The sequence below is a fragment of the Natrinema versiforme genome (genome assembly GCF_005576615.1).
In the GTDB taxonomy this organism is placed as follows: domain Archaea; phylum Halobacteriota; class Halobacteria; order Halobacteriales; family Natrialbaceae; genus Natrinema; species Natrinema versiforme_A.
The window spans coordinates 3,163,625-3,176,070 of the sequence record NZ_CP040330.1 but is presented as its reverse complement, the minus strand read 5'-3'; the positions used below and the strand labels follow the sequence as shown (position 1 = coordinate 3,176,070).

12 protein-coding genes are annotated in these 12,446 nt (G+C 66.6%); 9 read left to right on the top strand and 3 right to left on the bottom strand.

Features of this window, described 5'->3' with window-relative positions:
- The first annotated feature begins 15 nt into the window (after nt 1-15).
- From FEJ81_RS15720 to FEJ81_RS15705, 4 genes are all read left to right on the top strand, one after another.
- Nucleotides 16-1,938, top strand: coding sequence for a glycoside hydrolase family 2 protein (locus FEJ81_RS15720; protein WP_138246179.1), 1,923 nt, complete (start codon nt 16-18; stop codon nt 1,936-1,938).
- Nucleotides 1,939-2,249: 311 nt separating this feature from the next.
- Entirely contained in the window at nt 2,250-3,131 is an 882-nt protein-coding gene (locus tag FEJ81_RS15715; protein WP_138246178.1) for a coiled-coil protein, read from the top strand.
- A gap of 212 nt (nt 3,132-3,343) precedes the next feature.
- Nucleotides 3,344-3,778, top strand: a complete 435-nt coding sequence (locus tag FEJ81_RS15710) for a nuclear transport factor 2 family protein (RefSeq protein WP_138246177.1) — start codon at nt 3,344-3,346, stop codon at nt 3,776-3,778.
- 90 nt (nt 3,779-3,868) lie between these two features.
- Nucleotides 3,869-5,242: a carboxylate--amine ligase gene (locus tag FEJ81_RS15705; protein WP_138246176.1), complete on the top strand. Its 1,374-nt coding sequence runs from the start codon at nt 3,869-3,871 to the stop codon at nt 5,240-5,242.
- Between the two features lie 46 nt (nt 5,243-5,288).
- Here the strand turns inward: FEJ81_RS15705 and FEJ81_RS15700 are convergent, their stop codons facing one another.
- Complete coding sequence (locus tag FEJ81_RS15700; RefSeq protein WP_229504727.1) at nt 5,289-5,642, bottom strand: hypothetical protein; 354 nt, start codon at nt 5,640-5,642, stop codon at nt 5,289-5,291.
- Between the two features lie 113 nt (nt 5,643-5,755).
- On the opposite strand from FEJ81_RS15700, the gene sppA reads away from it, so the two are divergent.
- The 5 genes from sppA to FEJ81_RS15675 all read left to right on the top strand — a co-directional run bounded on the left by sppA (nt 5,756) and on the right by FEJ81_RS15675 (nt 10,523).
- Nucleotides 5,756-6,751 (top strand): signal peptide peptidase SppA, encoded by a 996-nt coding sequence (sppA, locus tag FEJ81_RS15695; RefSeq protein ID WP_138246174.1) that lies wholly within the window; start codon nt 5,756-5,758, stop codon nt 6,749-6,751.
- A gap of 102 nt (nt 6,752-6,853) precedes the next feature.
- Nucleotides 6,854-8,182 (top strand): DUF373 family protein, encoded by a 1,329-nt coding sequence (locus tag FEJ81_RS15690; protein WP_138246173.1) that lies wholly within the window; start codon nt 6,854-6,856, stop codon nt 8,180-8,182.
- A gap of 49 nt (nt 8,183-8,231) precedes the next feature.
- Complete coding sequence (locus FEJ81_RS15685) at nt 8,232-8,957, top strand: diphthine--ammonia ligase (protein ID WP_138246172.1); 726 nt, start codon at nt 8,232-8,234, stop codon at nt 8,955-8,957.
- 89 nt (nt 8,958-9,046) lie between these two features.
- Complete coding sequence (locus FEJ81_RS15680; RefSeq protein ID WP_138246171.1) at nt 9,047-9,943, top strand: hypothetical protein; 897 nt, start codon at nt 9,047-9,049, stop codon at nt 9,941-9,943.
- Between the two features lie 115 nt (nt 9,944-10,058).
- Nucleotides 10,059-10,523 carry a YciE/YciF ferroxidase family protein gene (locus tag FEJ81_RS15675; protein ID WP_138246170.1) on the top strand — a complete coding sequence of 155 codons (465 nt, stop codon included), beginning with the start codon at nt 10,059-10,061 and terminating at the stop codon, nt 10,521-10,523.
- On the opposite strand, the gene FEJ81_RS15670 is transcribed toward FEJ81_RS15675, so the two are convergent.
- Both FEJ81_RS15670 and FEJ81_RS15665 read right to left on the bottom strand, forming a co-directional pair.
- Nucleotides 10,512-11,264: a hypothetical protein gene (locus tag FEJ81_RS15670; protein WP_138246169.1), complete on the bottom strand. Its 753-nt coding sequence runs from the start codon at nt 11,262-11,264 to the stop codon at nt 10,512-10,514. The two genes, FEJ81_RS15675 and FEJ81_RS15670, sit on opposite strands and share 12 nt — an antisense overlap.
- A gap of 65 nt (nt 11,265-11,329) precedes the next feature.
- The gene (locus FEJ81_RS15665) at nt 11,330-12,304 is read right to left on the bottom strand and encodes a sugar phosphate nucleotidyltransferase (RefSeq protein ID WP_138246168.1); all 975 of its coding nucleotides are present in this window, start codon (nt 12,302-12,304) and stop codon (nt 11,330-11,332) included.
- Between the last annotated feature and the right edge of the window lie 142 nt (nt 12,305-12,446).

Genomic DNA, 12,446 nt, shown 5'->3' with positions numbered 1-12,446 from the left:
TCACTGACAGTCGTAATGACCGACGAGTGGAGTGCCGGGGTCGTCACGGACCGCGGTGGTGACGACCCCCCGACCGTCGCGGAGTGGCGACCGGTTTCGGTCCCCGGCCGGCCGGCGGCGGTCGCCAGCGAGGGACCGATCGCGTACCGAACGACGGTCGCGGACCCCCGAACTGACGCCACCGAGCGCGCCCTCCTCGACGTTCGCGGCGCCTACGACCGCGCGACGATCTGGATGAACGGCACGCGGCTTGCCGCACACGAGCCACACTTCGTCCCGGCCCGTCTCGAGTTCGATCCCGAACCCGAGAACGAACTGCTCGTCGTCTGCGAGCGCCCGGAGACCTTCGCCGGCGTCTACGGGACCGACGCGGTTCCCGACCGGCTCGGCACGCCGGGGATCTGGTGGGGGCTCGAGGTCGAGTCGCGGCCGCGAACCTTCCTCCGGGAGTTCGAGGCTCGCCCCAGGTTGGGGACGGATTCGATGTCGGCGACGGATGCCGACGCAACCGCGGCCACAGCGCCGAACGCGATCACCGACGGCGCGGGTGCCGCGATCGACGTGACCCTCGAGGTCGACGCCGGTGCGTCGATCGACGACGCGGTGACGCTGTCGCTGCGCCCGGAGGGGTTCCGCGGCGGTGCGTCGATGGAGCGCGTCCCGGTCGAGGCCGACGCGGGCGAGCGAACGACGGTGTCGAAGACGATCCCGATCAGGGAGCCGTCGCTGTGGTGGCCTCGCGAGTACGGCCCGCAGAACCGGTACACCGTCCGCGCGAAACTCGGCGGCGACACCGTCGAACGGACCGTCGGCCTCCGTCACGTCGAGCGCGACGGGGACGGCCTTTTGGTTAACGGTCGACGGGTCCGTGCACGCGGCTTTACGCGCCTGCCCGGCGGCGACCCGCGCGAGGACGTCCAGCGCGCCGTCGACGCGAACGCGACGCTGCTTCGGCCGCGTGCACACGTCCCGCCGCGATCGTTCTACGAGGCCTGCGACGAGGCCGGGGTCCTCGTCTGGCAGGACCTGCCCGCGAGCGGGTCCGATCTTCCGGCCGGCCGGGGAACGGAACTGGCGGCCGAGCTGGCCCGCGAGTACGGAACCCACCCCAGCCTTGCGATGTACGGCGTTCGGGACCACCCGACGGACCCGTACGCTGACCCCCTCGGGAGCGGCTTGCTCGCCAAACTCGCTGTGAGATACCGGGCGTGGCAGACCGCGGTCGATCGCGACCCCGCCGCCGCGATCGCCGAGGCGCTCCCCGACGAGGTGCCGATCGTCCCGGTGACGGGTCCCCCGGGGACCGACCCGGACGCCGCCCGGCTCTTTCCTGGCTGGCAGTACCTCGAGGCCGGCGATATCGACTGGCTGCTCGAGACCTACCCGTCGCTCGGCGATCTCGTCGGCGGCTTCGGGGCCGGCTCGCTCGCGGACGACGACGCCGACCCCGCGGCGATTCCGGGTCTCGAGCCGGCGCTGCTCGAGCGAGGGGCCGCCGACGTGGCGGGGTCACAGCGCGAGCAGGCGCGAACGTTGAAGACGGTCGCGGAGGGGCTCCGGCGGCGGGGCTGTGGCGTCTTCGCGGCGTCGACGCTCCGGGACGGCGCGCCGGGCGGCGGGATGGGCGTCCACACAGCTGACGGCGAGCCGAAGCCGGCCGCCGAGGCGATCGCGCAGTCGTACGAACCGATTCAGGCCGTCCTCGACGGGCCGGCTGCCCCCGGAACGGTCGGCATTACGCTCTGTAACGATACCCACGAAGAACTCGAGGCCGTCGTCGGCTGGCGGGCCGGCGAGACGACGGAGACGGAACGGGTCGGCGTCGGCCCGCTCGAGACGGCAGCCGCCGGAACGGCCCGGATTCCGCGGGACGCAGACCGGGTCGACCTCGAGGTCGCCGTCGGCGACGAGACGGTTCGTAACCGGTATCGTTTATAAGCCATCTACATATCATGACAGTGGCCAACACAGGCGAACGAGGGCCCTGCTAACCGGTTTCAGGGGTCTGGCGACCGGTACATTTAAATTATAGGGGCCAATAGTATCTGTCACCAGAACGCCACCGGGGCGCGTATCGCTCGACGATCGATGACAGGAAATCTTATTCACCGAGGTTTCGCAGATCGTGAGCAGTCGCTCCGAACAGTTGAACGGTCTCTCCCGGGTCAGTCGCCGAGCCGTCGGCGACCGACTCGAGCGACCGTCGGACTGTTTCCCCGGTGCGGGTATGGCACAGAGGTTTGACTAACATGGTAGACGAATCGAAGAACATCGAACTGACAGAGGACGACTTAGAAAACAAATCGAAGGGACAGCTCATCAAGATGGCCGGTCAACTGCGAGACCGGCGAAACGAGCTGAACCAGATGGCCTCCGACCGGGCCTCCAAACGCGACGATCTCAACGCGAAGACCCGCGAGAAAGTCGACGAGGCCCAAGAGCACCGCGAGAAACGCGACGAGCTCAACGAGCAGGTCCAAGAACACAAGGAGAGCCGCAACGAGCTCAACGCCGAAGCCAACGAGCTGTTCGACAAGGTCGAGGAGCTCAAATCGGACATGGAGCTCGACGAGGGCAAGGACCTCGAGGAACTCGAAGAAGAAATCGAGGAACTCGAGTTCAAACAGCAGACCGAGGTTCTCTCGAGCGAGGACGAGAAGGAACTCATCGAGAAGATCGAGAACAAGCGCGAGGAGTACGAGGAGCGCAAGCAGAAACTCGATCAGAACGAGGACCTCGAGGAGCTCGTCGAGGAAGCCGAGCAAGTCCGATCGGACGCCTCCCAGCACCACCAGAAGGTCACGGAGCTCGCGGACAAGGCCCAGGAACACCACAACCAGATGATCGAGGCCTATCGGGAGGCCGACGACATCCGTGACGAAGCCGACGAGATGCACGAGAAGTTCGTCGAGGCCCAGGAGGCCGCCGACCGCCACCACGAGGACTTCGTCCGCGTCCAGAAGCGCCTGCGCGAACTGGACAAGAAGGAAGAAGAGGAGCGCAAGTCCGAGCGCGACAAGAAGAAAGAAGAGGCCAAAGAAGAGGCCGAGGAGATCTATCAGAAGTTCAAGGAAGGCGAGACCCTCGACACCGAGGACCTGATGAAGCTCCAGAAGACAGGACTGCTCTAAGTCGATTCCGTCTACCGCGATTTCTCTTCCCGAGTTTTCGGGTTTCTCGAGCCTTCGTGTAGTGACGGCTCTGCGACCCGTTCTGACACGGCCGAGCGCGTCGCTCCCGCGGCCGGTCGCTCCGTCGTGACAGTTCCGGTGACGTTCTCATTTCGTGTGATCGAATCGTGCTCTTTTCTCCGCACGCGTCTTCGATCCGATCGAGCACAGACATGACAGTCAACGAACAGCGGTCGGCCGAACAGACGACTCCTCGAGAGCGACTCACCGAGTTCTACACTGCCTTCAATCACGTCGTCACGGATCGGGGCGGGACGGACGAACTGGCATCGCTACTGACGGACGATATCACGTGGGTCGACGCCACGACCGGCGAACGGGGCGAACGGACCAGTTCGGGGATCGAGAGCGTCCTCGAGAACGCGGTGCGGGCTCCGGGCCGGCGAGCCGATCACCTCCAGGCGCTCCCGGAGCGGTTCATCGACGCGGGTGACACGATGATCGTAGCGGGAGCCTACGTCGGCACGGTCGGCGAGAATTCCTTCGATATCGCGTTCGCCCACGTGTTCGACCTGCGAGACGGACGGATACGGCGGTGTACGGCCTACAGGGATACCGCGCTCGAACGGCGGGTATTCGATGCCTAACGCCGTGTATTCGGGGCGAAACGGGAACGCGGTTCGACACCGTCAGTTATCCGATCTATAACAATGCAACAAGACCCCCACCTATCGGTCATGCAACGACACAGGGACGACGCGAGCGTGCTCGTGCCCGGGATCGACGCACCGAGCACCGTTGCCTGTCTCCGCTCACTCAACCCGCGCGGCGTCCGGACTATCGTGGGCTCCGAGTCACGGTCGACTCCGGCGGCCAGCTCGGCCTATCGCGACGAGTTCGTTCGCCTTCCGGATCCGGAAACGGACCTCACTGAATACGGGGACGCGCTGCTCTCGCTTGCCGAGCGCCCGGACGTGCAGACGATTATTCCAGTCCGCGAGGAAGACGTCTACGTCCTCGCACAACGCAAAGAGGAGTTCGCCGACGAGATCGCGACGCCGTGGCCGGAGTTCGAGACCCTCCGACGGGTTCAAGATCGAGTCGACCTCTTCGCGGCTGCCGACGCGGCCGGGGTCGGTGCCCCCGAGACCGAACTCCTCGATCAGTGGGACGACTGGAGTCGGGAGACGATCGTGAAACCGCGTTACACCGTGGCCTCGCCCGCCTACCTCGGCTCGCGGTTCGACGACGCCGAGATCGGCTCGACGGAGTACCAGCGCCCGGACACCCGGCCGGATCCGCAGGCGGCCCTCGAGAAGCGCGGTCACGTCCCGATCGTCCAGGAGCGGGTCCCCGACTCGCGGGAGTTCGGGTTCTTCGCGCTCTACGACCGCGGAACGCCGGTCGCGACCTTCCAGCACTGCCAGCGCCGGGGCTGGAAGTACTGCGGCGGCCCCAGCGCCTACCGGGAATCGGTCCACATTCCCGAACTCGAGACCGCCGGCCGCGCCCTGCTCAGCGAACTCGACTGGCACGGGCTCGCGATGGTCGAGTTCCTGCGCGACCCCAGCGACGGCGAGTTCAAACTGATGGAGATCAACCCGCGGTTCTGGTCGTCGCTCCCGTTTTCGGTGCGCGCGGGCGCGGACTTCCCGTACTACTACTGGCAGTTGGCGATGGACGAGCCGATCGCTACGGACCCGACGTACGAGGTCGGGATGGGCGGCCACCTCCTCCGGGGCGAACTCAGCTACTTACACAGCGTCGCGACCGAGGAGTACCCGCTCGTCGACCGGCCGTCGCTCGGGACTGCCGTACGCGAGGTGGCCACGTCGCTCGTCGACCATCCGCGATTCGATTACGCGGTCACCGACGATCCGGTGCCGTTCTTCCAGGACGGCGTGAACCTCGTCCGGGCGTGGCTGGATAGCCGGTCCGACGAGGATCACGCGACCGAGACCGAGCGGGACGCCGAAACCCGGGCCGAGATCGAGACGGAACTCGGGGACGGCGGCGCGGAACCGACCGAGGCGGGGCCGTCAGCGGACGGAGACCCGACGCGGTCGGCCCAGACCGACGGCGGATCCCGATCCGACTCGAGGCGGCGCTAACTGGACGAATCTACACTTTTTCACGTTCGACCGCCGGGCGGACGGGTTACCGAGCGGGAGCGGACTCCGGATACGAGTCCGAGAGCCACGACTCGAGTACGTCCCAGCCGACCGTTCCGAGGAACCCGCCGGCAAACAGCGCAACGAGGAGTTCGACCCACGTTTCGTCGGTGCCAAGCGCGCCGATGAAACCGCCGATCACGGCTCCCACGACTATCGTCGGTATCGTCCGATCCCATGCGTGCTCGATGACAGCGCCTCCCGTTCCGAGACCGGCCGCGACGAGGAGAACGCCCGCATTCGGCTCGATTTCCCCGGCTCGACCGGTGATGACGGCATACGTTCCGAGGACGAGCATCCCGCCGCCTGCGACGAGTAGGTCCCTCCTGCGCTGGTCCATCGATTGGTAATACTGTTCACCGTTAATTAAAACAATCTGATGGGTTTCTCCTCAGAACGTCAACGCTTAACGGGACCCGCTCCGAGGTATCGATATGACTCGAGGTGCTATCCGTGGTCAGTAGCGACGGTCTCGATCGACTCCTGACGGTCGTCCTCGGCGGACTCGCGTCCGCGGCGGTCGCCATCGCCCTCTTTATCATCTACCCGGAGACGCTGACGGATCTGTTGGGCGTGCTGGTCGCGCTCGCGGTCGTCCTCGTCGGCCTGCGGCTCACGAGCAACGCTGCCGAGTCGCTGTTTCCGACCTACGACGTCGCCGAGGTCGCCGTCGAGGGGCCGATCAGTCGCGACGGCGGCGGCGGGCCGCTCCCGACCAGTCCCGGCTCGACGCCGGCCGACGACGTCGTCGACCAGATCGACCGCGCGAACGACGACGAGAACGTACAGGCACTCCTCCTGAAGCTGAACACGCCCGGCGGCGAGGTCGTTCCCAGCGACGACATCCGTCTCGCGGCCGAGCGCTTCGACGGCCCGACCGTCGCCTACGCGACCGACGTCTGTGCCAGCGGCGGCTACTGGATTGCCAGCGGCTGTGACGAACTCTGGGCCCGCGAGGGATCGATCGTCGGCTCGATCGGGGTCATCGGCTCCCGGGTCAACGCCAGCGACCTCGCCGAGAAGGTCGGCCTCTCCTACGAGCGCTTCGCCGCCGGCGACTACAAGGACGCCGGCACCCCGCTGAAGGAACTCGAGGACGAGGAACGCGAGTACCTGCAGGGGCTGATCGACGACTACTACGACACGTTCGTCGAGCGGGTCAGCGACGGCCGCGATCTCGAGCCCGAGTTCGTCCGCGACACCGAGGCGCGGATCTACCTCGGCGAGGAGGCCTACGAGATGGAACTGGTCGACCACCTCGGCACGCGCCGGGAGATCGAAACCGAACTCGCCGACCGCCTCGAGACGGACGAGGTGACAGTCGAGGAGTTCGAACCCGAGCGACCGCTGATGGCCCGCGTCGGCGCGGGTGCCCAGCAGGTCGCCTACGCCTTCGGGGCCGGCATCGCGGATCTCGGTGACGGGCGCGGCTTCCGACTGCGGAGCTAATCCCGAGGTCGGCCGCTCGAGCGGTCGTCATCGCGGTCGAGACGGACGGGACCGTTCGAACGAGTAAGTGGTTTTATCGTTGCACAGAATGGATCGGCTACCGTGACAACGCTGGTCGTCTGTCTCGACCGGACCGACGACGTGGGCCGCAAGACCGGCCTCCGCTCGCCCATCGTCGGCTGGGAGGCAGTTCGTGCGCTCGTGACCGATGTCGGCCTCGCGGATCCAGAGGACTCGGGAGTCAATACCTTGCTCGAGTCGCTGCGGGTCGCCCAGAACCTGCGCGACGAGAACGAGGAGGTGGTCGTCGCGGTCGTCTCCGGGGATCACGAATCGATGGTGTCGGCGGATCGGGCGGTCGCCGAGCAACTCGACGACCTCATCGCCGACTACGAGCCGGACTCGGCGGTCGTGGTGACCGACAGCGCCGAAGACGAGCGGTTGATTCCGATCGTCGAGAGCCGAGTCCGCGTCGACTCCGTCGATCGCGTGGTCGTCCGGCAGGCCCGCGACATCGAGTCGACCTACTACCTGCTCAAGCAGTTCCTGGCGGACGAGGAACTCCGCCAGACCGTCCTCGTTCCGATCGGGTTGACGCTCCTGGTCTTTCCGCTGCTCGCGACCACCGTCGGCCCCGCGACGGGCGCGGCCGCGATCACCACCGTCATCGGTCTGTTCCTGCTCTACAAGGGATTCAACGTCGACGAATTCCTGACCAGATTCGCCCACCAGACGCGGGAATCACTGTACTCCGGGCAGGTCTCGGTCGTCACCTACGTGGTCGCTGCCGGGCTCACGTTCGTCGGCCTGTTCGTCGGCGCGCTCGGCGTCTCGAACCTCGGCGACACGCCGGGGGTCGTGATCCCGGCGACCCGATTCGCCTTCGACAGCGTCCCGTGGCTCGCGATGGCCGCGCTGACCGCCAGCGCCGGCCGACTGCTCGACGAGGCGATCGGCGACGATCCGATCCGGACGTCCTTTCTCAACCTGCCGTTTATCGTCGTCGCCGTGGGGCTCGTCGTCCGCGGGTTCGCCGCGTACTTCCTCGAGCAACAGGACGTGATCGAGCCGTTCGTGGTCTCGGCGTACGAACTCGGCATTCTCTCGAACGAGCGGTTCGTGATGGGCGCCGGCGAACGACTCGCGCTGTTCGTCGTCACCGCCATCGTCGTGAGCCTCGTCGGGGCCAGAATCGCGTCGTCGGTCAGCGGCTCGAGCGACGCCGCCGAACGTAGCGACGGCGGCTCGAATGCGACACTCGCAAACGGCGGCGCGACCGATGCGAGCGGCGACCGCGAACCGGACTCCGGTGCCGACGCGGGCGCGAACCCCGAGGTCGAACCGGTTCCAGACGTGACTGATCCCGAGCGCACCGACGGCGGCGCAGACGCGAACGCGAATCCGGAGTCGTCCGGGGAGCGAGACCGCTAACTCGTCTCGGACTCGGTATTCATTTATCAGTTCCCGCCGACCATCGACTATGAGCGACGCAGACGGCGCGTGGGTGAGCCTCTTTTCGGGCGGCAAGGACTCGTCGTGGGCGCTGTACCGCGCCCTCGAGTCGGGGCTGTCGGTCGAGCGGCTGGTCACGGTCCATCCCGCGGGCGACTCCTACATGTATCACGTCCCCGCGACCGAGTTGGCGGCGCTGGCCGCCGAGAGCATCGGTATCGAACTGATCGACGTCGAACCCGATGACTTCGCGGCCGACGCGGCCACCGATTCGAGCGCCCAGGGCGACGACGAACTCGAGCCCCTGGAGGCCGCACTCGCAGACCTCGACCGCGAACTCGCGGGGGGCATCGCGGGCGTCACGGCGGGGGCCGTCGAGAGCGAGTACCAGACGAGCCGTATTCAGGGCATGTGCGACCGGCTCGGCTGCGACCTCTTCGCCCCGCTCTGGCAGGAGGAGCCCCGAGAACTGGCCGACGCGATGCTCGAGGCCGGCTTCGAGATCGAGATCATTCAGGTCGCGGCCCGCGGACTCGACGAGTCGTGGCTGGGCCGGACCCTCGACCGCGAGGCGATCGACGAACTCGAGGCGCTCAACGAGGAGTACGGCGTCCACATCTTGGGTGAGGGCGGCGAGTTCGAGACGTTCGTAGTGGACGGACCGCACATGGATCGGCGGATCGACCTCGAGTACGAGACGGAGTGGGAGGGAACGCGGGGACAGGTGCGGATTACCGACGCCCGACTAGAGTGACGGTTCGAAGGGAATCGCGTCGAACCCGCCTCGCGGAAGCTGTCATGCTCCGAACGTGTTTTATAAGACGACTAGCCTAGTAGCAACTCATGATCTCGAGACGGAATCTCCTTCGGCAAGGAGTCGGACTCGGAGCGGCCGGCGGCGTCGCGAGTCTCGCCGGCTGTAACGATACTACGGCGGGCGACACCGAGTCCGAAACCGAGACCGACGGTGGGCCCACGAGCTACATCGAGTGGCTATCCGACCCGACCGCTCGTGATGTCGGCGAGGTCCAGTTCGGGTACACGGATGTCGCCGGGCTCCTCGAGACCGACGCGTTCGTGAAAGCCGACACGATGCGGGAGTCCTATCGGGACGTGTTCGGCGAGCGGTTCGACATCGAGTCCGTGGCCTACTCGCTCACCGTCGACCGGCTGTTCGTTCTGTCGGGCGAGTTCGACGGGAGTACGATCGTGGCCGACCGCGGCCTCGAGGACGACGGGCGGTATGGGAAGTTCGACATCTATACCGGCGCTCCCGGCGGGTTCGCGTTCGCGGCGACCGACGAGTACCTCGTCGCCGCCACCGATCCGACCGGCCGGGAGCGCGGTCCCCGAGCGGCCCTCGAGTCGGCGATCGACGCCGCCAACGGCGACGGCGATCGGTTCGTCGACGAGAGCGACGAATTCTCGCGGCTGGTCGCGGAGTTACCGGCCGGCGCGGTCGTGAGCGGGACCGTCTCGACCGAACCCGACGCGGGGACCGGTGGGAACGACCGTCGCGTCGGCGTCGGCACGTCACAGCGACTCTCCGACGATCGGTTGATCACCGGTGGAGTGATCCGATACGCGGACGAGGACGCGGCCGACGCCGCCGACCTCGAGACGGCGGCCGATGACTTCACTGGGGAGACCGCCGCTGTCACCGAAATCGCACAGGAGGGTCGAACGGTGACCGTCACCGTCGAAACAGCGCCCGAGGACATGACGTTGAATCTCCCCTGAGACTCGTTGCGACGATTGGTGACGGCGACTCCGGCGACTGCTTGCTGCCGCGCTCGAGGGCGACGTTTCGAGTGACGGGCCAACCGCTATGCGCTCGTGCGTCGACGGTTCCGCTATGATCGAAAGCGATCGAGACCTGTTCGTCCGAGAACTGCGGGAACTCTACCACATCGAGCGCGAACTCGAGGAGCTCCAGTCGGGGCTGGCCGAGGCCGCGACCGACGAGGACCTCGAGGAGTTCTTCATGGCCCACAGCGAGGCGACGACCGAACAGATCGCCCGTCTCGAGCCTATCTTCGAGGGGATCGAGGCCGAACCCGCACCGGTCGAGAACCCGGCGCTCGAGGGGCTGCGGACCGACCGCGAGGAGATCGTCGACGACCTGAACGATCCGGTGCTCGGCGACCTCGTCGAGACCGAACTGGGTCGGGGCATCGAACGCCTCGAGATCACGAAACTCGAGACGCTGCTGACGCTGGCCGATCGGATGAACCTGCCCGCGGAAATCGTCGAACCGCTCGAGACGACGAAGGCGGAGGCGGAGACCGGCCTCGACGAAGTGCGGGAGCTAACCGCGTGACTCCGCGGATCGCGAACGGTCGGCCGCCGCGTCGATCGGTGTTCCGTGCCTCCGGGCCACCGCCTCGCGTTCGTCCGGGTCCGTCGCCGTCCACCACGCGAGGCGATCGATCTCGAGGGCCGTATACGGCGACGTGATCGACAGCCACTCGCCGGATGCGATCGTCCGCAAGTCGGTCGCCGTGTCGAGCGGCGACGACGCGAGTTCGGCGTCGACGGCGTCGATCAGGGCCGCGACCGCCGGTCCGGGTCTGATCGTCTCGACGCCGGCGAGCTGGCGTAGGTACTGGAAACTCGAGGGGCCGACACCGGCGATCGAGCCGACGGGATCCTCGGCGTATCGGTAGTGATCCGCCGCGCTCGCCCACGCGAACAGCGCGTCTAAATCGTCGGTTTCCGGCCGCGCTGCGAGGACGCGAGCGGCCTCGAGCAGGACGTGTCGGTTTCGTTCGGCACCGAAGGCGGCCGCGAGCGCCTCGTCCTCGCGGTCGAGTGCGGCGAGGTCCGCAAACGAGTCGACGGAACCGGTCGCGACGACGGTCTCGTGAAACCGAGTCACGGCCGGGACGATGCCGTCGAGAAAGTCCTGTCCGGTCGTCGAGGCCGCGGCCTCGGCGAGGAGCAACACGGGATCGTCACCGGTCCAGCGCCGGTACTCGCGGCAGTCAGCCGCGAGTTCCCCAGCGGACACGCCGTCGGCGTACGGCTCGAGGACCGCCCGGACCGTCTGGTCGGATCTCATCGCGTTGTCCGCACACGTCACACGGGAGCCGTATAGCTGTACGGGTAGAAACGCGCTCGAGCCCGTTACTGGTCCGCGCCGTTCGTAATCGTCGTGTGAGCGCCGATGAGCGCACCGGCGAGGTCCAACTCCTCGATGTGTGTCCCCTGATCGATGATCGAGCGGCGGATGTCGCCGTTCTGGACCGTCGCCTCCGGGAAGATGACCGTGTGCTCGAGGTCGGTGCCCTCGAGCGTTACGTCGTCCATGACGTGGACGTTCTCGCCGATCGTGGTGTCCTCGAGCGTCGCCGAGTCGGCGACCAACGATTCGCCGTCTAGGTGCCACGCGACGGCGTCGAGGTAGCTCTCGGGGGTCCCGATGTCGAACCACGCGCCCTCGAACGTGTAGGCGTAGGTTGCCTCGCGGTTTTGCAGCCACTGGACGAACCAACCCGGCTCGTCGGGATTGTTCCCGTCCTCGAGGTAGGTCGGGAGGAGGTCGAGCGACGCTCGGGGGAACGCGTAACAGGCGATGGAGACGAGCGTGCTCTTGGGATCGTCCGGCTTCTCCTGAAAGTCGACGATTCGATCGCCCTCGAGTTCGACCAGCCCGTAGGACTTGGCCTTCTCGCGGGAGCCGACGTCGTAGGCGGCGAGGGTGGGCGCGTCTCGCTCCTGAAAGTAGTCGAGGAAGTCGGAGACGCCGAAGCTCATCAGGTTGTCGCCGGCGATGATCAGCAGGTCGTCGTCGACATCCTCGCGGTCGATCAGCTGTGCGAGCGCGCCGACGACGCCGAACTTGTCGTCTTCTTCGGTCGTCTCCTCGATCGAGAGCTGTGGCTTGTCGAAGTCGCTGTCAGCGAGGTGGGCCTCGAAGTCGGGGGCGAACCGCTCGTTCGTGCTGACGTAGACCTCCTCGATCCGATCGTCAGCCTCGAGTTCGGCGAAGATGCGATCGACGACGGTCGACTCGCCGACCGGGAGGAACATCTTGGGCCGGTGTTTGGTAATCGGCCACATTCGCGTCGCGTACCCGCCTGCAAGGACGACGGCCTTCATGACCCGATGTTCACCTGCACCGGGTAAGTTACTTGCCCTTTCACCGGTTTGCTGTGACGCTCGAGTCGCCGACCCGAGACTCCACAGAGTGATTCTCGCCGCGCTGGCTGACGGCCGACAGTATAAATGCACGACCCTCGTG

Bases quoted from the DNA above. Each gene is read 5' to 3' on its own strand.
- FEJ81_RS15720 (WP_138246179.1), top strand. From the start codon at position 16: ATGACCGACGAGTGGAGTGCCGGGGTCGTCACGGACCGCGGTGGTGAC.
- FEJ81_RS15715 (WP_138246178.1), top strand. From the start codon at position 2,250: ATGGTAGACGAATCGAAGAACATCGAACTGACAGAGGACGACTTAGAA.
- FEJ81_RS15710 (WP_138246177.1), top strand. From the start codon at position 3,344: ATGACAGTCAACGAACAGCGGTCGGCCGAACAGACGACTCCTCGAGAG.
- FEJ81_RS15705 (WP_138246176.1), top strand. From the start codon at position 3,869: ATGCAACGACACAGGGACGACGCGAGCGTGCTCGTGCCCGGGATCGAC.
- FEJ81_RS15700 (WP_229504727.1), bottom strand. From the start codon at position 5,642: ATGGACCAGCGCAGGAGGGACCTACTCGTCGCAGGCGGCGGGATGCTC.
- FEJ81_RS15685 (WP_138246172.1), top strand. From the start codon at position 8,232: ATGAGCGACGCAGACGGCGCGTGGGTGAGCCTCTTTTCGGGCGGCAAG.
- FEJ81_RS15680 (WP_138246171.1), top strand. From the start codon at position 9,047: ATGATCTCGAGACGGAATCTCCTTCGGCAAGGAGTCGGACTCGGAGCG.
- FEJ81_RS15675 (WP_138246170.1), top strand. From the start codon at position 10,059: ATGATCGAAAGCGATCGAGACCTGTTCGTCCGAGAACTGCGGGAACTC.
- FEJ81_RS15670 (WP_138246169.1), bottom strand. From the start codon at position 11,264: ATGAGATCCGACCAGACGGTCCGGGCGGTCCTCGAGCCGTACGCCGAC.
- FEJ81_RS15665 (WP_138246168.1), bottom strand. From the start codon at position 12,304: ATGAAGGCCGTCGTCCTTGCAGGCGGGTACGCGACGCGAATGTGGCCG.